A 25,548-nucleotide genomic window follows, 5' to 3' on the forward strand; every position below is an offset into this window, starting at 1 on the left:
CCGACGCCGCGTCCCGCTGCGCGCGGGCGACGAGCTCCGCGTCCGGCAGCCGCGTGGCGGCCGTCAGCGCCTCCGTCGAGCCGCCCGCCGCAGCGAGGACGAGGAGCAGCAGATCCTCCGACCTGCCGCCGCCTCCGCCCCCGCTCTGCGCGCGCAGGCGCAGCATCGTGCGCAGCTCCTCCGACGGGGTCGCCGCCGAGGCGTGACCACGCGAGGCGAGCCATGCGCGCACGGACTCCAGGTCGTACAGGGGGCTGCTCTCCGTGCCGCCGGCCGGCTCGGGGAAGTCCTCGTGCCGACGACGCCAGTTGCTGACCGTGGCGCGCGTGACCCCCGCGATGCGGGAGATCTCGGCGGCGGTCACCTGCGCGGATGACTGGGGCATGACGGGAGTCCTGGGCCTCTCGGTAGCGAACAGTCAACAACCTACAGCACCCGTCAAGTCCGTCGACCTGTTTGACGGTGCTTTCGTTTCTGTGCTTACCTGGATCTGCTTCCGGCTGGAAGCCGTTCGACAGAACTCCGGGGGAGTCCCATGCGCCTGACCATGCCGACCGCCGTCGTCGAGGGCACCCAGCTCACCGTCATGCCGTTCCGCGCCGACGCCGTCGTCGGGACGATGTCCGTGCCGACGCTCGTCCAGCTCGTGCCCTCGCCCCGCGCCGAGGAGGACCCGCGCAGGCTGAAGGCGGCGTCCGGCCTGGTGCGCCGGCACGCCGAGCTGAGGGCCACCGTGCAGCGCACGCTGAAGTCCTCGCAGAAGGGCAAGAACGTCGGCCCGTACGCCGAGTACATCGCCGCCGGGCTGAAGGGCGAGCTCGGCGCGGCCTGGTCCACGCCGCCGGTCACCCTGTGGCACGCCGGACCGCTCGCCGCGCTCAGCGACGAACTCCTCCCCGGCAGCGGCCTGCGCACCCTCACCGTCGCGCCGGGCACGATGGTCGTCGCCATCGACGGCGAGACCCAGACCACCGCCTGGCACGACCTCTACGACGACCCCGAGAAGTACGGCCTGACGTATCCCGAACTCGCCCAGGTGCGCCTGCCGTTCGAGCTGTACGTCGACCTCGCCCCCGCCGACGCGCGGCAGATCTTCTACGACCGCAACGTGCAGGGCGTGGACGTGGCCAAGAACCTGGCCATGTCCATGGACCAGCGCGACTACGGCACGCGGCTCGCGCACCTGGTCGCCGACTCGGTGAAGGTCGAGGTGAACGGACAGCGCGTTCCCTTCGCGCGCCTGGTGAACGTCAGCAAGCGGCAGTTGTCCGCCGGTGACCGAGAGGTCGTCACCCTCTCCGCACTGCGCGCCCTCGTCGTCACCACGCTCTACGGGCGGAACGGTGTGCAGATGTCCGCCGAGCCGGTGCACGAGGACAAGCTGCCTGCGGGATACCGGCCGGAGCAGGTGGAGGCCGCCGTCGTACCGGTCCTCGGACAGCTGATCGCCCGCCACGCCCGCGACTTCACCGCACGCGGCGCCATCACCGCACCCGCCGTCCTCGCCGGCATCGGCATCGCCGCCCACCACACCATGCCGTGGACCGACACGTCGTCCGCCTTCCGCACGGACGACCTGGTCCGCCTCCTCGACGGCATCCGCTGGGAGCGGGAGGCGAAGTACTGGGACGGCGTCGCCGCCAAGACCGGCGCCTCGGGGCGCCTCAACTTCAGCGGCGGGGTCAAGGACTCCGGCGGTCGGGTCGCCGAGGCGATCCTCTACCCGGCGACCGAGGCGGGCCGGAAGATCCGCGGCTTCTGAACCCCGGCGCACGCCCGGACGCCCCACATCGCATCCATCACGCACCACGCATGCCGGAAACGGAGCACGCCATGACCTTCCACCAGCCTCCCCCGCTCCCCGATCACCCACCGCAGGGCGCCGGCCCCTTCGGCCTCGGCACACCCACCGGCCCCGGACAGCCCGCCCGCAGCCGCAGACGGTGGCTGACGTACGGGGCGGTCGCGCTGGTCTCCCTGTTCGTCGGCGTCGGCATCGGCGCCGGCAGCGGCTCGGCGGACACCGTCGAGGAGACCGCCGACACCAAGGCCGCACCCCGCCCCACGGTCACCGTCACCGAGACCGTTGAGGCCGAAGCCCCCGAACCCGCCCCCACCGTCACCGAGACGGTCACCGCCGAACCGAAGAAGACCAAGAAGCCCGGCCCGCCAGCTGCCTTCTCCGGCGACGGTGAGTATCTGGTCGGCGAGGACATCAAGGCCGGCACCTACAAGACCGCCGGGCCGGTGGACGAGTTCGGCTGCTACTGGGAACGGGCCAAGGACGCCAGCGGCGAGTTCGACTCCATCATCACCAACAACAACCTCACCGGGCAGGGCCGGGTGAAGCTCAACAGCGGCGAGTACTTCAAGACCAACGGGTGCCAGGAGTGGAAGAGGGTGGGATAAGGCAGGTGCCCGGGATCAGCTCGGGGGCTACCGGCAAGGTTGACAACAAATCCGTAACAGTGGGTGTCGACTGCTTCGCTGAGGTGCAGCCCGACAGGGCGCGTCGGCTGCTGGCTGTCTCTGCCGGATGAGCTCCTGAGGATTCACACGGCGGATCACCAGGTGGACATAGGCGGAGATTTGAGAGTTTTCGATTTACAAGTGCACGGGATCAGCGCTTTAGGTGGCACCACCACTTATGTGGGCCGCAACCATGCGCTATCTCTAGTGGTCCATAAGGTGCAGCTCGTGAAGTGGGGGGTCTGCTTCGCAAGTGCGCCCATGGCGGGACAGGCCGCAACTCAGTAGGACATCGGATGGGGAGCCGAGGCAGAACGTGGATTTCACTCCGTACGCCGCATGGCAGAGGGTGCTCGAGGAGGCATTCTTCAGCCCGGCGTGGGACGGCCATCCGGTCGTCATGTACATGGATGACGATGAGGCGGCAAACATGCAGCGCAGCCTCAGCCTGGAAGTACCGCTTGCCGAAGCGGTGAGCCGCGTCATAGCGGTCGGCGGTACGAAGCCGTATGAGCAGGTCGAGCGGTACGAGCTGAGCCACCGCAGCGACGACAGGGCCCCGGCCGTGCTTCCCCTCCTTGCCTGCTCAGTCATTGCGGCCACCCGCATGGCCAACGACGGGATCAGACGCGCCACGAACTACCACAGCCACTTCTCACAGCTGCTCGCCGGACGTGAGGGGGTGCTCACGTCGGCCAAGCACCAGAGCGTGGCAGGCATGTGGCAGCGGCTGGCCTCCTGGCAGCACCGCTGGGGCACCTACCGGGGGATCTGCACCATCCCCTCTCCGGCGGACCTGCCGCACAACCAGGCCCGCATCGGCTACGCACTGTCGCAGGCAGTCCTCCGGGGAACTGACCGGCAGCTGCTGCCGAAGTTCTTCGAAGCGGTACGGCAGCACCACCGCACGGTCTGGCCCCTGCCCGGCGCCGTCCTCGTGGAGTACCTTGAGAAATGGGGTCAGGCCTACTCCTTCTCGCCCAAGTTCCTGCAGGCCGTCAAGCACCCGGAGTTCCGGCCGCTCGTTGAGAAAATCCTCGGGAACTTCGCCAACGTCTGGGACGGTTCTCCCTACTTCGTGGGGCAGGGCATCCCCCGGGCCGAGCTGCTGGTCCGCTTCGAGAGCCGAAAGCTCGGCTGGCTGGCGAAGCTCTCCAAGCCGGGAGAGCCGGAGTACGAGCTCTCTGGTGGAGTGCGGATGCGGAGGCTGGGAGAGACCGGGTACTACGCGCTGGACGGTCTGAAGCTGCCCGACGACCGCTCGCTGCGCACCGGTGTCCAGCTGGCGGGCGAGGGGATCGTGGTAGGCCGTCCGGCCTCCTCCCTCGTACTGCTGCGGCAGAACAACGACCTGGACTGCTTCACCAGCGTCGACCGCTTCGTTCCGGGCGAGCAGCACATGCTGCTCGCCGCGCCGGAAGCGCAGCGGGACGTCGAGACCGTGCTGGAGCGCGCGGCGTCACCTGGAATTGAGCCGAAGCGGGGGTGGCTCTCCTGGATGCCGGAGGGGTGGTCCCTGCACCACCGGGTCGTCTTCGACGACGCGGTCACCCTCCGGCAGGCGATCCGCGATGTCCAGGGTGCGATGCTCGCGGTTCAGCCCGCGCCGCAGTACAAGCCTTACCTCCAGGGAGGACTGCCTCTCGCACCCAAGTTCAACAAGCGCCTCTACCTCGTGGGAGGAGAGCCCGACCTCGTACTCCCTGACGGCGCGACCGGTGAGGCCCTGCTGGACGGACAGCCTCCGCGGCCGCCGTTCAAGGCCCGCGGCGTGCCGGTAAGCCTGTGGCAGAGAGGACTGCCCGCGGGACAGCACCGCATCCAGATGGAGGACGCCGAGGTCACTTTCCTCACGGCTGAGGAGGCGCCAGCCGCTGCGGACCCGGAGCGGGTCGCCGGATTCAGGCATTCCGGAACCCGTGCGGACGCCTTCGCCATGACGAAGGACGAGGGCACGGGACTTCTGCGGGGTGCTCAGCTCGGACAGGCAGGTAGCGGTGCCGTGCCGCAGGTCGCCTTCTGCCGCAGGGGAGCGGAGAGGACGGTGTTCGTGGCATCCGACGGACGCGCGTGGGAGGTCGCTGAACCGGTCACTCCCACGTGGTGGGAACGGCTCCCGGAGACACCCTCCGACTACTACTTCGAAGTCGAGCTCCGCGGCTGCGGCGGCTGGATCGTCCAGTTCAGGCGTGGAGCGTGGCACGTGGATCCGGTGAGCCCGCAGGAGCCGGACTTCAGTGCGGGGCCGGAACACCGGGGATGGGCGGCGGCAGTGCTGGACGCCGCGGAAGGGAGCGGGGATCCGCTGTGGCAGTCGTACGTGCGCAGAGCGCAGGAGGTCCGCAAGTGAACTCCGTGGGCGACCTGTTGATGCGATGGGTCAGCGAACTCGGCGGTGGCAAGGTGGCGGACCTGCGGGCCGGCGTGCTCAGGACCGCCCGCAGCCGGGGTCTGAACGTGCGGGACGGCGCGGAAGGGCGCTGGATCCGGGACATGTCGGCCCTCGGCCACCTTGACATCGACTGGAGGCGCGGAGTGTGGTCCGCAGCTCCGCCCGTCCTGACCCGCCTGCCCTTCTCCGACGGCCTGGCACTGATCACGGGACGGCGCACCGCGGCACTTGGACGCGCGGTCGACCAGGCCGCCGAGGAATGGGCCGTCGTCCTGCCGGTCGTCAATGAAACCGCTGAGGGGGATATCCCCGTCCCCCGGTCCCTCCTGCTCCAGTACGACACCCCTGACGAACTGCCTGACCGGGCGGATGAACTGGGCTGCTCCTACTCCCCGTGCGCGGCGCTCCAGACGTTCTCCCTGCTCCCGGACCTCGAGCCGGGGCCGCCCGCCGCGCCTCCGGCACCCGGCAACGTCCAGACCGTCGAGAAGTACGACCCGGTCAAGCGCACCTACGAACCTGCGGACTCCTACAGCCAGGACGGTCTGTACCGGTGGCGGGGCGCCGACTGGTCACGGCTCGTGCAGATCAGGCGCGGCAGCGGGTTCCAGAGCACGGAACACGAGTACGGCGTGTACCTGGAACTGGAGCGCACCGGCACGGGAAGCATCCGGTGGCAGCCTGAATCCGGGACCGGGCGGGAACGGGTCGGCACGCTTTTCGTGGACTGGGGCGCGCCCCTGCCACCGTTGCACGCCCGTGCCGCCGTCCTGTGCACAGGACTCCAGCCACGGTTCAGCAGCGTCGCCGAGACTGTCCGCTACGACAACGTTCCCCGTGCGGCCGCCGAACGGCTCGCACGCTCCCTCCGGCAGGAGCTGGAGATCCACCACCCGAAGAGCACGGCCACCGGAAGGGCGAACTGATGACGGACAGCGATGCGGCGGCCGTGAGCGTCTCGGGCAGCGACATCCCCGGCACTTTCAAGGCGCTACGGACCGCTCTGATGCGCTACTACGACACGCCCTTCGGCGTCGATGACCGCTCCGTGATGGAAGAGCGGCGCATGCTGCTCGACATTGACGGGGGAGCGTGGCGTGAGCCCTTGCTCGAGCTCCGGCCGCAGTACAAATCCAGCGGAGTGCCGCTCGCCGAGTCGTTCCTCGCCGCCAAGGCTCATCCCCAGGCGGCGGAGTTCGCGCGGTTCACGATGCCCAGTGGTGTGAACAGTCTCTACCAGCACCAGCATGACGCCCTGGTCACCGCCTGCGGGGAGAAGCGAGACTTCGTCGTGACCGCGGGGACCGGCTCCGGCAAGACCGAGGCGTTCATGCTGCCGGTCATCGCCGACCTGGTCGCGGAGTCCGAGGAGTGGACCGGAACGGGTGCCTCGCAGCCGGCGTGGTGGCGCAGGGGCAAGACCTTCGAGCCCAGCAGGCAGAACGAGCACGGGCATCCCGCCGCGGTGCGGGCGCTCATTCTCTACCCGACCAACGCCCTGGCGGATGACCAGCTCGTGCGCCTGAGGCGCGCTCTCGACAGCCAGGAGGCCCGGGACTGGCTGGACCAGAACCGGCGCGGCCACCGGTTCTACTTCGGGCGCTACACCGGGGCCACTCCTGTCTCCGGCAGCTCCGAGTCCCCCCAGGCCGCTGGCCGCCTGCGTGAGTACATGCAGGAACTCGACGCCCGCCAGCAGCGGGCCGGCGGCGAGATCCACGACTTCATGCCACGCCTCGGCGGCGCGGAGATGCACGCGCGCTGGGACATGCAGGCAGCGGCGCCGGACATCCTCATCACGAACTACTCGATGCTCAACATCATGCTCCTGCGCCCGCAGGAAGCCCCCATCTTCGAATCCACGCGACGCTGGCTGCGCAGCACCCGCGGGGCCTGCTTCACCCTCGTGCTCGACGAGCTCCACATGTACCGCGGCACGGCGGGAACCGAAGTCGCCTACATGCTGCGCAACCTGCGCCACCGCCTCGGGCTCGACGAGGCACCGGAGAAGTTCCGTGTGCTCGCCGCGTCCGCCTCGCTGGAAGCCGGCCGGGACAACCACTTCCTGGAGTCCTTCTTCGCGCTGCCGAAGGGCCGCCACCGCGTCATCCCCGGCTCGCTCGAGCTGCCCGAGGACGGGCCTGCCGACCTGTCCGGCCACGCGGCCGAACTCGCCATGGCCGCTGAGGGAGAACTCAGCGAGGAGAGGGCCAGCGAGCTGCTGCACCGGTCCGCTGGGGGAGACGCCCTGGCACGCGTCCTCGCCCCGGAAGGCAAACCCAAGGCGATCGAGATGCCGGCCGTGGCGGACACCCTGTTCCCGGCTCTCAGTGACCCGGGAGAACGCGGGACCGCGCTGCACGGACTCCTCCGGGCACTCGGTGCGTCCACCATGAAGGGACTGCCGAAGCTGCGCGCCCACATGTTCTTCCGGAACATCGACGGCATCTGGGCCTGTTCCGACCCCGAGTGCCCCGACGTCCCCGTCGAGAAGGAGAAGGGCCGCCGGGTAGGACGCCTCTTCCGCGAACCGACATCCCGCTGCACATGCGGTGCGCGAGTGCTTGAGCTGCTGTACTGCCAGAACTGCGGCGATCTCATGCTCGGTGGCTACACCGCTCCGTCCCTGCTCGGCAAGGACTCGTTCCGGGGGGCGCTCCACACGGACTACCCCGAGTTCGACCAGCTGCCTGACCTGGCCTCGGGTGCGCCGAACGCGGGCAACTACGTCGTGTACTGGCCGAGCAAGAACCGGCACGGACTGGACAAGACCGAGTGGGAGGTGTCCCGGGTCAACAACGGTCCCTCAGTGACCTTCCAGTTCCGGGCCAGCAAGTACCATCCGGGTACGGGAAGGCTCGCCAACGACAAGGCCGAGCCCACGGGCTGGTCCTTCCACGCCGTGCCCGACCGGGGACAGGACGGCAAACCCCTGGTGGATCTGCGCGGCCTGAAGGCGTTTCCCACCCGGTGCCCGGCGTGCGGTGACGACTGGGAGATCAGGCGCGGCAAGGACGGCAAGTGGCTCGACCTCGAGGAGCGGCTGCGCAGCGCTCCGGTACGGAGGATGCGTACTGGTTTCGACAAGATCAACCAGGTACTGACCAGCGAAGCCCTTGGACACATGCCGGACGGCGAGCGTAAGATCATCGCTTTCTCCGACAGCCGCGACGATGCCTCTGACCTCGCCAGCGGCCTCGCACTGCGCCACTACCAGGACCTTCTCAGACTTCTGACCGCGCGGGCTGTGGCGGACCAGGGCGACCCGTTCGAGGACCTGCAGCTCGTCAAGGCGTACTACGAGAAGAAGTCGCCCGACCCGGACCAGATGAAGGCGGCAGCCCGGAGGCTGCGCGACCGGCACCCCCGGGAGTTCTCCGAGCTCAAGGACATCCTCACGGACGATCCTATGGCGGACCCGGCGAAGCAGCCCGAACTGGAATCGGTGCTGGGCCGCCTCCCCTCCCTTACGGACCTTCAGTACGACCTCCGGGGAATGGTCCTGGAACGGGGCCTCAACCCCGGAGGCCCCGCCGCCTCCCTTCAGGAGTGCGGCAACGGTGTGCGGTGGACATCGCTGTTCGACTGGAAGGGGGACAAGGGGATCCGCGCAGGGCTCGAGCCCGAACAGGAGGAGCTGCTCAAGCGCCTCAACGAAAGCCTCGGACGGGAGTTCCTCCTGGGCCTGTTCTCAAGTGCGGGAAGGGACTTCGAATCCCTCGGCCTGGGCTGGCTCAGCCTGGCCACTGACCGTTCCCCGCTGGACACGGCACCGGATTCCGATGTGGCGGTGGCGCGCGCCAGCCTGAGAATCCTCGGCCACATGCGCCGCTTCTCCGGACTGAGGGCAGGGCTTGAGAAGGCTCCGGCTCCCTTGAGGAGGTACTGGGAGGACCTCTCCCAGCGGTACGGCGGTGACGTGGAGTCGTACCAGGAGCGGGTCCTGGCGGTATGGGGGCAGGCTGTCGCCCAGTACACCATCGACCCGTCGAAAGTGGCCCTGCGCTCCGGCGACGGCAGAGTGTGGACCTGCTCCGGCTGCCGACGCCCGCATCTGCACCCGGGCACCCTGCTGTGCACCAAGTGCCGTACCGAACTGCCGACAGAACCAGGTAAGTTCATCGGCGCGCTCAACGACGACTACTACGCCTGGAAAGCGGAAAGCCGCACCGGCGACTTCCCGCTGCGTGCCGTGGAGCTCACAGGACAGACGGACCGTCTCGACGCCCAGGCACGGCAAGCACGGTTCCAGAACGTCTACATCGGCGAAGACAGCGTGCCCGATGCGGATGGCATCGAAGTCCTCTCCGTGACGACCACCATGGAGGCTGGCGTCGACGTGGGCTCCCTGAACACGGTGCTCATGGCGAACATGCCTCCGACCCGCTTCAACTACCAGCAGCGGGTGGGACGTGCCGGCCGCCGGGACAGCCCGGCGGCAACGGCGCTGACCGTCTGCCGCGGGCGCAGCCACGACGAGCACTACTTCGCCAGCCCAGAGGAGATCACCAATGCTCCTACCCCCGCGCCCTACCTCGCACTCGGCATGCCGTCCATCTTCAAGCGGGTGCTCCTCGGCGAAGTACTCCGGCAGGCGTTCGAGTCCTTCACGAAGGACGGCAGCCAGAACGACGGTGACATGACCCGAAACGTCCACGGGGAGTTCGGGCTGGCCAGCGACTGGGCCAAGCACCGGCCCGCCGTGCAGAAATGGGTCAACGGCAACGCCGAGGCCATCAGGTCCGCCTCGAAGGCGCTGCAGTCCCACACCCCTGAGCCTGTCGCCTCCCTTGACCCCGTCGCTTGTGTGCTGGAGACACTGGGGGAGATCGACGGCGTCGCGGAGTCGGTCACCGGACATCCGGATCTCAGCCAGCGGCTCGCTGAGTCCGGGCTTCTGCCCATGTTCGGCTTCCCGACCAGGGCGCGGCTCCTCTACACCGAAGTGCCGCAGAAGAACTTCCCCTGGCCGCCCCAGGGCGCTGTGAACCGTGACCTTGCCGTCGCACTCACCAAGTTCGCGCCCGGCTCGGAAACCCCCCGGGACGGACGTCTCTACCAGTCCATGGGCGTGGTCTCCTTCACTCCCGGCTTCCGTGCGCCCAAGGCTGTCGAGGAGCCGTTCGGTCCCGAGAAGAAGCTGGCCATGTGCCGCCTGTGCGCTCACATCGAACCCGTGGACAACGACGCGGAGCCCAAGGAATGCCCTGCCTGTGGTGCGACAGGGCGGAACTACACCGCGTTCCCGATGCGTGAGCCGGCGGGCTTCCGCGCTGGACAGCCCCGCGATTACGACGGCGTGCGCGAGTGGGGCAGCAGCAGCGCCAGTCCGCGGACGGCCGCCAACCTCGAGACGGACGCACCCCGGGTCGAACGCGATGCTGACGACTGGCTCGTCGTCCACTGCGGTACCGGCGACCGCTACACCGTCAACAACAACAACGGACGCCTCTTCCGTTTCAAGAAGGCGGGCTTCCCCTGGAAGGGGTACCACGTCGTCGACAACCCGCGGGCCGCTTCCGACTTCGAAACAGCGCTCGGAGCCACGGAGCACACGGACATGCTGTTCATCGGGGCCCGTGACGCCCTGGACGCCGGACGCGGCCTGCGCTTCGACATGTCGCACTCCGAGCAGGCCAGTGGATTCCCCGACGCCTATCACGGGCGCCGCGCCGCCTGGTACTCACTTTCCGCCCTGCTCCGCCGCGCCGCGGCGCCTCTTCTGGACGTGCAGCCAGAAGAGCTCCTCTCCGGTATTCACGGCTCCGCGTCAGCGGCCTCGCCCGTCATGGCGTACCTCGCCGACAGCCTGGAGAACGGTGCGGGCTTCAGCACGCATCTCGGTTCCCCGGAACGAATCGAGGAGTTCCTCGACGCTGTGGACGACTACGTTGGCGCGCTCCGGGGCGAGCATGCCGCCACCTGCGGGGGATCGTGCTACCGCTGCCTGCGTGACTACTCGAACATGCGGATCCATCCCTTGCTGGACTGGAGGCTTGCTCGAGACCTCCTCGGCGTACTCCGTGGCACCCCCCTCTTCATCGACAGTGCGCATTACGGGAAGCTTCTTGAACGGTGGGCTGAGGACAGGTCCGGACTGGAAGCCCGGATCACGGAGAGCCCTTACGGGAAGTTCGCCCTGGCAGAGGCGGACCTGAGTGAAGAACCGGTAGCAGTGGTGGTGAAGCACCCGCTTGAAGCGCTGCTTCCCGACTGCGAGGCACCGAGGCTGCGGCAGATCACCGCCTACGTCAAGGAGGAGGGCTTGGCGGAGCAGGTCGTCTTCGTCGACGCATACTGTCTTGACCGCATCCCTGCCGCGGTCACCTCGGACATCATCGACTTCGCGGAGGGCTTGTGACCACTGAGTCCGTGCCTTCTGCTGCTGGCCGGGAAACCGGCCAAGCCCCGGTCCGGGAGGCGCTCAGCCGCGCGCAGTTGCTGGAGCGTGAAAGGCAGCGGCGCATGGCTCTGATCGCGGAGCGGGCCCGGGGCGGTTCCGCTCCAGCGACGGATCCAGCCCTTGGCGACGGCATGGCAGAACCAGTAGCGGCGGCGGACCAGGCCGACGATGCGCCGCCTGCGGTGCCTGCCGGCTTCGGTACCCGGGAGGCGTGGCAGGAAGCTCTTCGCGCAGCGGCTCTCATCGCGGAGGCGGTGCGCGAGACAGGCCAACCCTGCGAAGGACTGGGAGACGGGTGGTCCGCACTCACGGCACACGAGCTCGCCAGGGCAGTCGTGCAAGTGGTGCGATGCCTGGCTTCCATGGAGGCAGTGAGGTTGCTCGCAGAGGCGCACAACGCCGGATTGCAGGTGTTCTCCGATGCCCAGGCCCTGCGTGCGCGGTTCCTTCTAGATGACCTGAAAGGCCTGGAAGCCCTCGACCGCGGGCTAGAAGAGCCGGAGCCCGAAACTGCGGCTGACCGTACCTGGCGGCTGTATACCTGCTACGAGCGCTTGAAGAACTATCCCGTCGAGGCCAGCGCACAGAGGGAACTCACGGAATACCTTCCTCTGCCTGTGGTTGATGACCTGGTTGACGCCGCATGTCTCACGGCGCGGGCTGTGCCGGAGGGAGGGCCCCGCCGTCTCTACCTCCAAGCACGGCTCACTCCGTCGGGGGTCAGTGCTGACGGCCTGCAAGAACTCGGATGGCACAGTGAGCTGCTCCGGCGTGAGTTCTACACCCGCCTCGCGGACGGGGACGCCTCCGTGCTGGATCAGACATCTGGACTGAGGAGCGGGCAGCGGGAACTCGTCTCCGACCTCAGAACAGTCAGGGAGAGCGGCCGCGTCACGCCTGAACTGAGCAAGAAGCAGTGGTTGTGGCCGGTGCTGGAACGTCTTGCACCGCAGACTCCGGTCGACCTGCGCCGGGACAAGTCGTTCGGACCGTGGCTGCTGGTGCGCCGTATCCAGCGTGCGCTCCGTCTGGCTCACCAGTCACGGCTCCGAGGCGAGGAGCAGAAGCACCTGACTTTGCTCAGGGCCGCCTGGAACGACGCGCACGCTCTGCAGCGCTCCTGGACGTTCGCCGGCTGGGAAGCGAGGAACGTCATGGCTTACCTCCTTGTCCTGCACGGCGATGACGGCCCCCGGTATGAGGAGGCGCTCGACACCCTGAGCTCCGCATCCGGCAGCGGTATGCGAGAGGACAGGCTGCCATGGGAGGCCCGCCGACGCCTGGAAAGCAACCGTGAGGTACTGCACCAACTGGCGCGCCAACGCGAGAGGGACCACATTCTGAACCCCTACCTCGTCCTTGGCGTGCCGGATGGGGCTGACCACTGGAAGGAGCGATGGCGGATACTGCGGCGCAGTCTGGACATGGACGGTGAGGCGCTGGCCAACGAGGCGAAAGACGCGATCGAAGCCTTCGAGCGAGGCCGTGCAACCGTCCCGCCCTACGCGGTGCCCCTTATGCCCGGAAAATGGGCTCACCCGCACGCCGACGTGCCCGAGGCTGTCCGCAATGCCATGCCTATGCCGCGGCAGACGGCACCCGCCACTGACGCCGAGTGTCAGTTCGCGAAGCAGCAAGCGGCAGCGGCCATTGTGGAAACCGCATGCAACACTATGGGTTTGCCTCCTGTGGGCGAGTCCTCCGAAGACCTTCTCCGAAAGAGCAGCAGCGAGTGAGCAGCACCAAGGGATCCGGCGCAGACCGACCCTCGCCGAAGGGGCGCAGCCCGCAGGGCAAGAAGAACGCCGCCTCGAAGAGCCACGGCCGTAAGGCTGTAGACAAGAAGAAGGTGAAGAGGCCCGCGCCGTCAGACCGTGGTAAACCTGCCGTCGCGGCTGCATCAGGTACTAAGCAGCCTCCCTTCGTCGTCTGTTCGAGCAGCAGCCACCCAGAATGCGAGCCGGGCACCTTCGACGCCGCCGCCTTGCTCAAGTCCGTTCTTGCAGTCGTGGAGCCCAGACTTGAGGAAGGTCTCCGGTCCCTCCAGCAAAGCCTGTCGGTGCCGGGAGACACAGCTTCGGGTGAGCCTGTTTCGCAGGAGCCTGACTTGCGTGCCGTGGGGCGTCAGATCGCCGAGGCACTGCGGGCAGGTGTGATCGAAGGCATGAGGACAAGGGAACGGCATCTGGTTCAGCTGGTACTCATCGACCGGGCAGCGGCCCAGGCCAAGATGCTGCTCCGGCTTCAGGAGCGTATCGGGGCGGAGATCGAGAAGGCCGGTCTCCGGAGAGTGGTCGACCTCAAGGACCTTACGCTGTTCAACTTGGCGGACGGTGCGAGTACGGGAACGGCCGAGAGAGCCGGGGCTGATGTCTTTGAGCTGGTCACACCGGCTTATGTCGATGCTGATTCGGGACGCGTGATCGAACGGGGCTGGGTGCGCCAGGCTCCTTCGCCCGGAGCCGCGCTGCCGCAGGGGAAAACACACGGACGGACGTCCCGGCAGCACAAGGACAAGGAGGACGAGGGCGGCAGTGAGCTTCACCAGTCCGATCCCGGAGCAGAAGGCTTCCCTCGGGCCGCTGACTACAGGAGTGCCTCAGAAGCCCGAGTCCCGCTCGAGCAGCAGTCCGTGAGGGAGGCGGAGGAGAAGCCTGCTGACACGGTTTCTGCCGAGGAGCGCGGCCGTTCTGGCTCCCGGGAAAAGAACAATCCTCATGAAGATGACCGCGGGCCGGATGCGGGGGGCGTCACTCCGGATTACTCGAACGGCGGCAATGAGGTTGAACCCGGCCGCACAGGGCGCAGCGCGCCCATGATTCCGACTTCATTTTTCATCAGACGGCTCCTCGGCGACCCCGCCGAGGAGGAGGAGTCGCAGCGGAGGAACAGTTGACCTACGGAATCGACTTCGGAACCAGCAACTCAGTGGTCGCCCGGTACAACGGTGATACCACCGAGGTCCTTCCTGTCGACAGTGGCAACGTGCCGGCCCAGTGGCGTGAGCCAGAATTTGAAGACCTGTTCCCGTCGGTCCTGTCCGTTCGGGATTTCGAGCAGACCCTGTGCTTCGGATGGGATGCCAAGACGACTACAGGCGAGCCTATTGACGCGGTCAAGCGCATGCTCGGCACTCGGTCTGCAGGAATGGAGCAAGCCAACGAGGACACCCCGCTCCTAGAGGAGCATCACGTGTGGATTGGCGGTGAGCCGTTCCGCAGCACGGCCGCTGCGGCCGCTCTTTTCGCTCAGATGAAGACGGCCGCGTCACGGCACCTGCTTGATCTGTCCGAGGCGGTTGTCACTGTGCCCGCGAACGCCACGGGAGGTGCCCGCTACCGGACGAGAGCTGCGGCACGCCTCGCTGGCATAAAAGTCAAAGCGCTGCTCAACGAGCCCACTGCCGCCGCTATTTCCTACGCCACAGATGTAGACATACCCGGACGGCTCCTCATTTTCGACTGGGGCGGCGGCACGATAGATGTCACCGTGCTCGACTATGACGGTAAGTACTTTGAGGAGCTCACATCCCGGGGCATTGCCGCACTGGGAGGGCTAGAGTTCGATGAGGCGCTGGCGCGCATTTTCCTGCAAAAGGCCGGTCAGGTGCCGGAGAGTCTGACGCTGCAGGAGCGCAACCGCTGGAGGCGTGATGTCGAGTTGACCAAGATCGCTCTGTCCCGGAGGGACATAGGAGAGATGGATGTCGACTTTCCTGCTTTGGGCACAAGTCTGAGGGTGTCTAGAGAGGAGTACGCTGCCGCAGCGGCCCCGCTCATCGAGCGCGCAATGGATCCTCTGAAGCAGTGTCTCGATGACCTGGGTATTGGTCCTGCTGATATCGATGCAGTACTCATGATCGGTGGTACCTCGCAGATTCCTGAAGCGCGTGATGCGGTCGGCAGTCTCCTGGGGGCTGACCGCATTGTAGATCCGGGCTTGTGTCATCCCATGACTGCGGTGGCGCGCGGCGCGGCTGTTTACTCGGCCGCACTCGACAATCACATGGACCGGGAGCGCTTCAGCCTGGTAACCAACTACGACTTGGGCACGGCCATCGCAGGGGGCGCCCGTAAGGGTTTTGTACCGATCATCAAGCGGAATCGTACTCTGGCCGCTCGTGGGGAACGGCGTTTTACTCCAGCGAGGGCGAACGCTTTTTCCCTGAAGGTGGAGATCGTCGAGGGGGAAGCAGGGTATGCGGCTGACAGTGACCGGGCTTTCCCTCTAGGGGTGCTCGAAGTCCGCCTTCCAAGGCCCGAACAGGATCCGGAGCGAAACGCTGTAGTCATTGATTTCAGGTACGATCACAGCGGAATCTTGCGGGTTAAGGTGGTGCACGAAGCTACTAATAAGCTGCTGATGGAGGCAGAGATTGACTCCTTCGGCAAGGATGGTACGCCGCTGCAGCAGGGGCTCGACGGTGAGCTGCATCGACTTCTCGCCCATGCGGACGTTCCGTTTCTGCAGAATTCTGGTGCAGAAACGGGTCAAATTAAGGAATTTTTGGGATTGGGTTCCGGTATTCCTGATCCGGGAGGCGCTGAGACGTCAGTGCAGTCCGTTCCCGATGCTGATCTATCGGTTAATGGTATTCCTCAATCCCGCATATAAAAGTCAATCTCCCCCGGCCTCGGTAGACCTCTTTCTCTCTTTCAATGCAGGATGAAAGAGGTCTGCTGGCAGATTCGGGAATGGTGTAACAGTTTTAAAACCGTCGGTTGGCGGTTGAGTTGAGATATAGGATCGGTTTTTTGGCCCAGAGCTCCAGTGGGACGAGATTTTTTTACGTCAACTCATCTCCGCTTGGGCCCTCTTGCTGGCCGGGCCTGCTATGTGACGCATTCGTCTCGTTGGTATGGTCGCTGGGAGAGCTGCCGCAGGTTGAATGCCCACCAACAGGTCCTGCCCACCCTCGTCCACCTCCGCAAGGGGCGCCCCTACGCTCAGGCCGTAGTCGGAGTCGACGTCGGCGCGACCACGGCCTACTGGTACATCACTGAAGCTGTCGGTCTTTTGACTGCCCCGGCACCTGCGCTCCACTGTCGACCGGTCGGCCGTCGGAAGATTTCACGGGACGGGATGCATAGCCTTGCGGCCATGGCCGACATCCACGAACTCCAGCTCACGCTCGACCTGCCGGGCTCGCTCCCGCCGCAGGACCTCGCCCTGCTCCGCTGGCACCTGGGGGAGGAAGGCGGCCGGCAGGACGACGGTTACGCGTACCCCCTCTGGGCGGACCGGGGGCCGGCGCTGCGGATCGGGGGCGCGCTGGTCGGGGAGCTGTGCTCCGACGGACCGCAGTGGGCGCTGACCGTGCGGCAGGAGGCGCATCCCGACGAGTTCGACGACCTGCGCAGGATGGTGCTGTGGCTCGGCGCGCGCACGACGACCGTGGGCACCGTCGGGTACCTGCGCTTCTACGAGTCCCATGTTCCCGACGTGCTGGTCGCGGAGGAGGGGGTCGTCCGCAGCGCGGTCCTGCGGGTGGAGAAGGTCCTCGAGTCGGCGACCGAGGTGATCCCCGACCCCTACGCGTGAGCCGAGGCGGCCCGGGACCTCCGTCCGCACCGGCCTACTCCGGGGGCGTGGGGGTCTCGGGGGTGCGGTACATCGCCTGGACGTCCAGCTCCAGTTGCACGGTCGGGCCGACGACCGCGATGCCCCGGGCCAGCATCGAGCGCCAGTTGAGGGTGAAGTCCTCGCGGTGCAGCTCCGTCTTGGCCAGGGCCGCGCAGCGCAGCTCCTGTTCGTAACCGCCGTTCACCGTGCCGAGGTACGTCGTGTCCAGTCCCACGGAGCGGCTGGTGCCGTGCATGGTGAGCGTGCCGTTCAGCGTCCACCGGGAGCCGCCCCGGTAGACGAACCGGGTGCTGGTGAAGTCGATGTAGGGGTAGTGCTCGACGTCGAGGAAGTCGGCGGAACGCAGGTGGTTGTCACGGGTCCTGTTGCCCGTGGTGATGCTGGCGGCGTCGATGCGCACCGAGACCTGGGAGTCGCCCATGTCCGGGGTGACGCGGATGCCGCCGGTGAAGCGGGTGAAGCGTCCGTGGACGTGGGCCATGCCCACGTGCTTGGCGATGAAGCGGATCGCGGTGTGCGGCGGGTCGAACAGCCAGGTGCCGGGCGGCGGCAGTTCCAGCTGGCGTGCGGGCAGCAGCGCGACGCGCGCCGGGGGGAGGGCGGCGCCGGCGGCTATGTCGACGTTGCTGCGGGCCGGGGTGAGGCCCTCAGCCGCGACCATCACGCTGTAGGAGCCGGGCGGGAGCGCCGCCATGAACAGGCCGTACGGATCGGTGGTGCCGTGGGCGGCGACACGGTGGCTGTCCAGGGCGGTCACCGTGACCTCGGCGCCGCCCAAGGGCTGTCCCATGGGATCGACGACCTCGCAGCCGTACGCGCCGGCACCGGCCGGCAGGGGCAGCGAGAGGTCCGGTGCGGCATCGGGCCCGCCGCGGGAACGTCGACGCCGGAGCAGTCCGAGGGCCATGCGGTTCACCTTTCTTCCTGCGTGTCACCGCGGCGAGACTCGCACCGATGGATGTGCCGGCGGTCACCGGGAACCGTCGGGGAAGGGTTGCAAGCGCGATGAAGTCAACTATTAAACGATCATAGGGCAGGCTGGAAGGGGCGGTTCGTCATCGGGGTCGGAGTGCGACATGGCCTTCCCGTGTGCCGGATTGGCGTGAACCGCCGTCATTCCGGCTGTTCGACGGGGTGCGCCGTGTGCGTCGACTGCGGCTCTTTGCTCCGGTGCTGTGGTGAACGCCACCCGGAACCGTGAAGGATTCACACATGGCCCGCGGTCCCGTCACACGGCCCGCACATCGCGCGGGCCGTGCCACCGCACCGGTCGGCTCCGTCCGTCCGCGCGGAAGGAGGAAGCCCGTACGCCGCGTGAGCGTACGGGCGACGGCGACGCCGATGTGGCCGACGCCCGGCAGCGCTCACGGGCGGGCGGACGCACCCCCGTACGGCACCGGCCGGTCGAGGTCCGGGTCGCCGAACTCCGTGCGCAGGGTCTCGAACGCGGTCACCTTCTCCTCGCCGAAGCGGCGGACGTGGGCCGCGTACTCGTCCGGGGTGAGGAACACGGAGGGCCTGGACTTGGTGTGGAACTTGTCCGCGTACATCACCAGCCGCTCCTCCGCCGTCACCGCGAGGTAGTCGTCGGGAGGCAGCGGGAGGCGCTGGGTCTCGATGTCGTGGCGGGTGAGACCTACTCCGGTGTGGTGGGAGCAGAACCGGCACAGGGGCTCGGGGAAGCCCTCCCGGGCGAGGAGTTCGTGGCCGAGCAGGCCGTGGCGGACGTAGTTCTCGTGATCCAGGCGGCCGTCGTCGCCGTAGAGGCGGTAGACGCCGATGTCGTGGAGGAGGCAGCCGGCGCGGACCAGTTCGGCGTCGACGTCGAGGCGCGAGGCCGAGATGAGCCGCTCGGCGACGCTCCAGACGATCTCGCAGTGCGTGTGGACGAGTTCGAACGCCTCGGCGGTGGGCGCGTGCTTCCGGTGCAGCGCGCGGATCTCTTCGGGTCCCGGAATCCTCACCCGGAGAGCGTAACAACCGGTGCTCCGCTCACTCGATCGCGCACTCCTTCACGCTGAGCGGTTCGGTGCTGCCGGCCGGTCTGCTGCACAGGACCTCCGCCTCCGAGACGCCCTCGGCGGTTCTGCGGACCCGGTTGAGGACGATGCTGTGGCCGTGGCGTTCCGCGTACAGGGGCGCGTCGGTGAAGTCGATCGTTCCGGTGGCCATGCCGTCGAGCTTGACGTTCCTGAGGTTGACCCAGGTCGCCGCGCGGCTCTGGCGTACGTCCCCGAGGCTGGCCGCCCAGTACAGGGCGCGCGTGGCGTCGTGGGAGAGGGCCGTCTGCCCGCTCGCGAAGTCGGCGGCGTCGTACGTGGCCTTTCCGCCCTTCAGCCAGGGGAGGTAGTTGGCGGCGTCCTCGTAGAAGGCGGTCCTGGACGAGGCTTCCTTCAGCTCGGCCAGGGCGGCGTGGTACAGCGTGATCCGCGGGGCCACGCCGTCGCGGCCGCCCGTGCCGGAGAACCGGGCCTTGCTCAGGTCGTCACCCGTGAGGATCGAGATCTGCCGGTTCGCACAGCCCGGTTCGGTAGACAGCTGCGTCATCAGCGGTCCGATGTCCTCGACCCGTCCGGCGAAGTAGATCACCGAGGGAACGTTCTCGCCCCGGCAGATGCTCTCCGCGTGCGACCGCAGTTCGGGCTTGCCGTTCGCCACCCGGTAGCGTCGCGCGGGCAGCATCCGGAAGTCCTCCCGGTCCAGCATCTCCCCGCCGTACAGGGCCTGTTCGCTGGTGTAGCGGTCCTGCGACTCCTTGGTGTCGCGGGCCAGCACCAGGGCGTGCGGGGCCCTGTCCCCGGCGCGCAGCTGCCGGGCGACGAGACCGAGCGCCTCGGCCTGGTGCTCGTCGGGAGCCGCGAGACTGAACCAGTTGGAGAACTCCTTCGGCAGGTAGGTCGCCGAGTTGGTGCCGGAGACGATGGGCAGCCCCACCGCGTGCAGCCGGCGGGTGACGTCGGGGCTGCTCTGCAGGTCGCGGCCGAAGCCGACCACTCCGACGACGGTCGGGTCGCGGTCGGCGTACTCGGCGATCGCGTCGGCCGTGACACGCTGGTGCCCCATGTCCGAGCCGCCGTTGGCGAGCAGCACCCGCAGTTTCACCGTGTAGTTCTCATTGACCACCCGCTGGGCGAGGTACACGCCGGTCAGCTCCTCGGCGCCCTTGACCAGGGACGGGTCCACCGAGGAGGAGCTCAGCGGTCCCGCGTACACCACGGTGACGTAGGCGTCGGGGTGGTCGCGCAGGACTTCGGTGTTCTCGGCGCGCACCAGTCGCTCCAGCTCCCGCAGCCGCTTTCCCTCCCCGGTCGTCCCACCGCTCAGGTGTGCGCCGAACCGGACGCCTCCGGCGGCTATGCCGACGCACTCCGTGCCGCCGCCGGGCGCGGGACGCCGCTCGGTGTCGCGGTCGGCGGTCAGCAGGCCCGCCGAGCAGTACGTCCGGTGCAGTTCGCGGGCGTGGACGACGCCCGCGGTGACGACCAGGGCGAGGACGAGGAGCAGGCTGTGCGCCGACCACACCAGGCGGGCCAGGGGCGGCCGGTGTCCGGCCCTGACGCACCGCCAGTCCGTCTGCCGCAACTGCACCAGCTCGCCGGGGGGCAGCGGGATCCTCAGTACCCAGGGCAGGGCGTTCGTCCTGCTCGGTGACTGATCGGCCCGGAGGTTTCCGGCCCATTCGTCGTACCAGTGCCGCAACCGTTGGGGGAGACGCGAGGGCTGGGACGGGGACTGCCGCGGCCGGTTCACCGGAGGGCCGGCGTCCGCGCCCCGGTCCAGCAGGGCCGCGTCGTCCGCCGCCACGCTCGCCACGATCAGCAGCGGGTCGAGCTCGCTGCGCCGGCTGCGGACGTCGCTGACCGCCCTGATCAGCTCTATGCCGCCGTTCTCCCGGCCCACCCGGCGCAGGAACAGCACCGGCGGGCGCGTCCGCTTGAATCCCCGCAGGTCCCAGCTGCCGCGCCGGTGGTTGTCCCGCAGGTCCTCGAAGAGTGCCAGTACGTACAGCTGGAGGGGGAACGGGCCGCCCTCGCGCATGGCCTCGGCCACGTCGTAGGCGCGGGCCGCGATGGCCCGCCAGGAGCGGACGGGCCGCAGCAGCCGCACGCTGGTGGACTGGCGGCGGGCGGCGGACTGGAGGAACGTCGTGGTCAGGAACCACCGGCTCTCCCTGCGCAGCCACAGGAAGAGGGGAGCGCGCCCGGGGACGTGGTTGAGGCCGGCGAGGAGGATCATCAGCCCTATGCCCGCCAGGACGGCGATGTACCACTCGGGGCGGGTGAGCAACGCGGTGAAGGCGCCCAGGACGCCCATGGGGAGGAACTGCTGCACGTCGTTGAGCAGTACCTGCCGGTGCCGGCGCGAGGGTCTGCGGGGGCGCCAGCGCTGCTTGGCCAGGATGCGCAGCAGATGTGTCTGGGCCCGCTCCCGCTGGGCGTTCCCGTCCGGAGTGCCGCCGGGGGCGGTCGGCCAGTGCTCGCGCATCTCCGGGTCTTCGGTGGCCTCCTGGAGGGCGCGCACCAGGTTGAGGCGGGGGAAGGAGTAGGGGCGGTAGGAGGCGGACCGGTCGCCCCACTTCCCGGGGTCACCGAGGTCGACCAGGAGCCGCGCGGCCCGGGCGGCCGGATCGAGCTCCCCCGGCTGCGGTTCGGTCGGGGCTACGGCCAGGCGCGTACCGTGACGCTGCTGTCCCTCGCTCAGCTCGTCGACGAGTTCGGTGACCCGGTCGTCGTCGGCGGGGTCCTCGGCGTGCAGCACGATCACCGGCATCGGGGGATCGCTGGTCCGGAAGTCCTGGACCAGCGACTCCAGCTGTCGCTGGACGTCGATCCCCGCCTCGGTCGACATGCCCGGATGGCCGCCCGGGCAGTCCTGTGGGAAATTCTGGTCACCGCCGTGCACGGACACCCCCCGTGGTCGTAAGACACATGTGTCGCAAGCGCCTTGTGAGGATAACTCCCACCCCTGACAACCGCCCCCGGCGCAACGGCGGTCCGTCGGGGGGCTGCTGTGCCGTGGTCGATGGGGTCGCCTTCGGCGGGCGGTGTCACACGATCGGGTGGTGCTGTGCGATGCGGGCACGTGCGGGACGGGCGGTCCGTTCGATCCGGTGACGGGAACATCTCCCGCCCTCACACGACACGGACGACCGGAGCACATCATGAGCCTGCATCTCCACCGCAACCCCGACGGCACGACGACCGGGCGGAACGAGGCCACCGGCTTCACCGTCACACACGCCGAAGAGGAGGAGGTGAAGCGGCAGTTGTACGAGGACGCGGGGTGGGCGTACACGCCGCCACCGCCTCCTGTCCCGCCGGGGTTCCACCGGTTCGCCCTGGTGCACGACGAGTTCGAGCACACCGGGTTCGGGGACGAGCGGTACGCGGGGGTGAGGGCACGTCCGCCGGAGGGGTGCGCGCCGGTCGACCGGGGTTGTTTCGCCCTGGAGTGCGAGCGGCCGGGGAAGACGCTGCTGGACGCGGTCGCCGGTACCGTCGCGGAGGTCCGCCGTGAGCACGGGCTGGTGATGAACAGCCTGGGTGTCGAGAAGCCGGGCGAGTGGTACGGGGCCGACCGGGACGGCCGTGCGGGGGCGATCGCCGCTCACCTGATGCTGACGGCGATCCACCGGGCCCGTGTGCTCGGCTACGGGCGCAAGGACCTGGTCCGGCTCCTCGACGCGGCGGGTGTCGAGTAGCGAGCAGGCGGCGGGACGAGGGGGCGGGGGCCCCGAGGTCACACCGTGGGCTGCCGGGAATCCGGTTCGGTGACTCGGCTACCGGCGCCCCGCTGGACGCGGGGCCGCCGCCCGCGGTTGCGAGGCGGCAGTCGGCCGGCTCGGGTCACCCGGGCGGCACCTCGGGCCATCCGATCGGCACGGAGGGCGGACCGGACCGCACCGCACCGCCACGGTCGTGCGGCACCCGGTCGTGAAGCGCCCGCCCGTGGAACGCCGGGTCCGCACCCCCTGGCCGGCCGTCAGTTCGTGACCAGTTCCCGCCGCACCTCGGGCCCGGCGGGAGCCGTCTCCACCCGGGACGTCCGCCACAGCCACAGCACGTCCCGGCCGAACGACCACACCAGCAGCCCCAGCGCCAGCACCACCACACCGACGTTGACCACGTGCGGCAGCAGAGCCGCCCCGGCCAGCAGCAACAGCACGCCCTGGAGCGCGGCCACCGTCTTGCGGGCCGTGCTCGGCGGGAGCGGCGCGGTCAGCCAGGGCCAGACACGCGCGGCGGCCACGAAGACGTACCGCATACCACCGATGAGGAGCACCCATGGACCCATCGCCATCGACACGTACACACTCAGCACCAGGATCAGGAACGCGTCCACCTCCATGTCGAAGCGGGCGCCCAGCGGAGTCGACGTACCGGTCCTGCGGGCCACCTTGCCGTCCACGCCGTCCAGGATCAGGGCCACGGCGGTCAGGCCGACGAAGAGCGAGACGGGCGGTGAGTCCTGGAACGAGTCGGCGACCAGCGCGGTGACCCCGCCGACGAGGGTGGCGCGGCCGAGCGTGACCCGGTTGGCCGCGCCGAAGGAGCGCAGCCGGGACCGGTGCAGGGCCCGGGAGAGCACCGCCCAGGTGGCGATCGCGAACGCGAGGCCGGTCAGCCAGCCCGCAGGGCCCATGCCGATCGCCGTACCGATCAGGGCCAGCAACAGGACCTGTACGCCCGCCCCCACGGCGGTCTCCTGCTGTACGAGCCTCGCGTCGTAACTGTTGTTCAGGGCCACCGAACACCCTCCGGCCGTGTGACAGAGTCGATCAACGCCGCTACCTTGTGCGCGGCCTGTGCACCACTCGGTACGCGCGCGGCTTCCCGATCGTTCAGGAGGAACTCGATGAACCGCACCGCACGTGCGTTCTGGCTCGACTCGCCTGGCCGAGGGGTGATCCGTGAGGTCGACCTGCCCGCCCCCGGCGCGGACGAGGTGCTGGTGCGCTCGCTGTACTCCGGGGTGAGCAGGGGCACGGAGACGCTCGTCTTCCGCGGTGGGGTACCGGAAAGCCAGCACGCCGCCATGCGGGCACCGTTCCAGGAAGGTGACTTCCCGGCCCCCGTGAAGTACGGCTACCTCAACGTGGGAGTGGTGGAGGAGGGACCGGAGGCGCTCGTCGGGCGGACCGTGTTCTGCCTGTATCCGCACCAGACGCGGTACGTCGTCCCGGCCGGCGCCGTCACGCCCGTGCCCGACGGCGTGCCCGCCGGGCGGGCCGTGCTCGCCGGCACCGTGGAGACCGCGGTCAACGCGTTGTGGGACGCCGCGCCGCTGGTCGGCGACCGGATCGCCGTCGTCGGCGGCGGGATGGTCGGCTGCTCGGTGGCCGCGCTGCTGGCACGGTTCCCCGGCGTACGGGTACAGCTCGTCGACGCCGACCCGGCGCGCGCGGGCACCGCGGCGGCGCTCGGCGTCGGGTTCGCACTGCCCGGGGACGCGCTCGGCGAGTGTGACCTGGTCGTGCACGCCAGCGCCACCGAGCAGGGACTCGGCCGGGCGCTCGAACTGCTCCGCCCCGAGGGCACCGTCGTCGAACTGAGCTGGTACGGCGACCGGAAGGTGAGCCTCCCGCTGGGCGAGGCCTTCCACTCCCGGCGACTGGTCATCCGCAGCAGCCAGGTCGGCACCGTCTCCCCGGCCCGCGCGAACCGGAGCTACGCCGACCGGCTCGCCCTCGCCCTCGACCTGCTCGCCGCCCCCGCCCTCGACGCCCTCGTCACCGGCGAGTCCGCCTTCGAGGAACTGCCCGACGTCATGCCCCGCCTCGCCTCCGGGGAGACCCCGGCCCTGTGCCACCGCGTGCGCTACGACACCCCGTAGCGGGGCCGGCACGCCTGACCTGAGAAAAGACGTAGCCGACGCTGAACAGGGGAAGGCAGTCAGCCGTACTACACGGCATCCCCGTCGGAGATCGGCCGGGGAGCAGACGCGCCGCACCTGGAGGGTCGTCCGTTGTTCAGCATCACCGTCCGCGATCACATCATGATCGCCCACAGCTTCCGCGGCGAGGTCTTCGGACCGGCCCAGCGCCTGCACGGAGCCACGTTCCTCGTGGACGCCACGTTCCGGCGCGAACAGCTGGACGAGGACAACATCGTCGTCGACATCGGCCTGGCCACGCAGGAACTCGGGGCCGTCGTCGGCGAGCTGAACTACCGCAATCTCGACAACGAACCCGACTTCGCGGGGGTCAACACCTCCACGGAGTACCTGGCCAAGGTCATCGCCGACCGGCTCGCCGAACGCATCCGCAAGGGCGCGCTGGGCGAGGGGGCCAAGGGCATCGCGGGCATCGCCGTCACCCTGCACGAGTCGCACATCGCCTGGGCGAGTTACGAGCGTGTGCTGTGACCGATACGACCATGGACGTGACCGGCACGGCCCCCGACCGGGCCGGCACCGCCCGCCTGGACTACGTTCCCCGGCAGGCGTCCTTCCCGAGGAACGGCGGGATCATCCCCATGTCGCTGCGCTCCGTGCACTTCGTGATGCCGGGCGGTGTCGACGACCCGGCCGCGCCGAGCGGCGGCAACGCCTACGACCGGCGCGTGTGCCTGGACCTGCCCGGGTTCGGCTGGCAGGCGCACCGGCACGCCGTGGCCGGTGACTGGCCCCGGCCGGACGCCGCCGCCCGCGCGGAACTCGCCCGCACCCTGCGCGAACTGCCGGACGGCGCCGTCGTCCTGCT

17 protein-coding genes and 2 pseudogenes are annotated in these 25,548 nt (G+C 68.6%); 14 read left to right on the forward strand and 5 right to left on the reverse strand.

Translation table 11 applies throughout. From position 1 onward, the window contains the following. Positions 1 to 385 (reverse strand): helix-turn-helix transcriptional regulator (locus B7767_RS48485; RefSeq protein ID WP_373408253.1); only part of this gene is annotated, 385 nt, incomplete at its 3' end. A 150-nt stretch (positions 386 to 535) separates the two neighbouring features. Between B7767_RS48485 and B7767_RS31015 the strand changes: the two genes are divergently transcribed. The 10 genes and pseudogenes from B7767_RS31015 (at position 536) to B7767_RS31055 (ending at position 16,805) form a co-directional block, all read left to right on the forward strand. Next, positions 536 to 1,762: a DNA sulfur modification protein DndB gene (locus tag B7767_RS31015; protein ID WP_085575042.1), complete on the forward strand. Its 1,227-nt coding sequence runs from the start codon at positions 536 to 538 to the stop codon at positions 1,760 to 1,762. A 50-nt stretch (positions 1,763 to 1,812) separates the two neighbouring features. After that, positions 1,813 to 2,409, forward strand: coding sequence for a hypothetical protein (locus B7767_RS31020; protein WP_256923633.1), 597 nt, complete (start codon positions 1,813 to 1,815; stop codon positions 2,407 to 2,409). Positions 2,410 to 2,899: 490 nt separating this feature from the next. Continuing rightward, positions 2,900 to 4,819, forward strand: a complete 1,920-nt coding sequence (locus tag B7767_RS31025) for a hypothetical protein (RefSeq protein WP_143652716.1) — start codon at positions 2,900 to 2,902, stop codon at positions 4,817 to 4,819. Further along, positions 4,816 to 5,787, forward strand: coding sequence for a hypothetical protein (locus B7767_RS31030; RefSeq protein WP_085575044.1), 972 nt, complete (start codon positions 4,816 to 4,818; stop codon positions 5,785 to 5,787). Before B7767_RS31025 ends, B7767_RS31030 begins: the two co-directional genes overlap by 4 nt. Further along, positions 5,787 to 11,222, forward strand: a complete 5,436-nt coding sequence (locus tag B7767_RS31035) for a DEAD/DEAH box helicase (RefSeq protein WP_085575045.1) — start codon at positions 5,787 to 5,789, stop codon at positions 11,220 to 11,222. Before B7767_RS31030 ends, B7767_RS31035 begins: the two co-directional genes overlap by 1 nt. 104 nt (positions 11,223 to 11,326) lie before the next feature. Then, a complete protein-coding gene (locus tag B7767_RS31040; protein ID WP_143652717.1) occupies positions 11,327 to 13,000 on the forward strand; it encodes a hypothetical protein in 1,674 nt (557 codons plus the stop codon). Continuing rightward, positions 12,997 to 14,160, forward strand: a complete 1,164-nt coding sequence (locus B7767_RS31045) for a hypothetical protein (RefSeq protein WP_143652718.1) — start codon at positions 12,997 to 12,999, stop codon at positions 14,158 to 14,160. The genes B7767_RS31040 and B7767_RS31045 overlap by 4 nt, the downstream gene beginning before the upstream one ends. After that, the gene (locus B7767_RS31050; protein ID WP_179167358.1) at positions 14,157 to 15,878 is read left to right on the forward strand and encodes an Hsp70 family protein; all 1,722 of its coding nucleotides are present in this window, start codon (positions 14,157 to 14,159) and stop codon (positions 15,876 to 15,878) included. Before B7767_RS31045 ends, B7767_RS31050 begins: the two co-directional genes overlap by 4 nt. Before the next feature lie 222 nt (positions 15,879 to 16,100). Beyond that, positions 16,101 to 16,271 (forward strand): annotated as a pseudogene (locus B7767_RS48490) (transposase family protein); the annotation flags it as partial. Positions 16,272 to 16,364: 93 nt separating this feature from the next. Then, on the forward strand, positions 16,365 to 16,805 hold the full coding sequence (locus B7767_RS31055) for a hypothetical protein (protein WP_085575049.1): 441 nt from the start codon (positions 16,365 to 16,367) through the stop codon (positions 16,803 to 16,805). 34 nt (positions 16,806 to 16,839) lie between these two features. Here B7767_RS31055 and B7767_RS31060 read toward each other — a convergent pair whose 3' ends face one another. From B7767_RS31060 to B7767_RS31070, 3 genes are all read right to left on the reverse strand, one after another. Next, positions 16,840 to 17,754, reverse strand: a complete 915-nt coding sequence (locus B7767_RS31060) for a YceI family protein (RefSeq protein ID WP_085575057.1) — start codon at positions 17,752 to 17,754, stop codon at positions 16,840 to 16,842. A gap of 457 nt (positions 17,755 to 18,211) precedes the next feature. Continuing rightward, the gene (locus B7767_RS31065) at positions 18,212 to 18,811 is read right to left on the reverse strand and encodes an HD domain-containing protein (protein WP_085575050.1); all 600 of its coding nucleotides are present in this window, start codon (positions 18,809 to 18,811) and stop codon (positions 18,212 to 18,214) included. 28 nt (positions 18,812 to 18,839) lie between these two features. Further along, positions 18,840 to 21,695 (reverse strand): branched-chain amino acid ABC transporter substrate-binding protein, encoded by a 2,856-nt coding sequence (locus B7767_RS31070; protein WP_085575051.1) that lies wholly within the window; start codon positions 21,693 to 21,695, stop codon positions 18,840 to 18,842. Positions 21,696 to 22,008: 313 nt separating this feature from the next. Here B7767_RS31070 and B7767_RS31075 point away from each other — a divergent pair, with 313 nt between their 5' ends. Further along, a complete protein-coding gene (locus B7767_RS31075) occupies positions 22,009 to 22,548 on the forward strand; it encodes a hypothetical protein (RefSeq protein WP_085575052.1) in 540 nt (179 codons plus the stop codon). A 281-nt stretch (positions 22,549 to 22,829) separates the two neighbouring features. Here B7767_RS31075 and B7767_RS31080 read toward each other — a convergent pair whose 3' ends face one another. Next, on the reverse strand, positions 22,830 to 23,594 hold the full coding sequence (locus tag B7767_RS31080) for a CDP-alcohol phosphatidyltransferase family protein (RefSeq protein ID WP_085575053.1): 765 nt from the start codon (positions 23,592 to 23,594) through the stop codon (positions 22,830 to 22,832). A gap of 108 nt (positions 23,595 to 23,702) precedes the next feature. Here B7767_RS31080 and B7767_RS31085 point away from each other — a divergent pair, with 108 nt between their 5' ends. The 3 genes and pseudogenes from B7767_RS31085 to B7767_RS31095 form a co-directional block, all read left to right on the forward strand. Further along, on the forward strand, positions 23,703 to 24,680 hold the full coding sequence (locus B7767_RS31085; protein ID WP_085575054.1) for a zinc-binding alcohol dehydrogenase: 978 nt from the start codon (positions 23,703 to 23,705) through the stop codon (positions 24,678 to 24,680). A 132-nt stretch (positions 24,681 to 24,812) separates the two neighbouring features. Beyond that, positions 24,813 to 25,211, forward strand: a complete 399-nt coding sequence (locus B7767_RS31090; protein ID WP_085575055.1) for a 6-carboxytetrahydropterin synthase — start codon at positions 24,813 to 24,815, stop codon at positions 25,209 to 25,211. Between the two features lie 11 nt (positions 25,212 to 25,222). Then, a pseudogene (locus B7767_RS31095) lies at positions 25,223 to 25,548 on the forward strand (glycosyltransferase family 1 protein); the annotation flags it as partial.

This window comes from Streptomyces sp. 13-12-16, assembly GCF_002114215.1.
Lineage (GTDB): Bacteria > Actinomycetota > Actinomycetes > Streptomycetales > Streptomycetaceae > Streptomyces.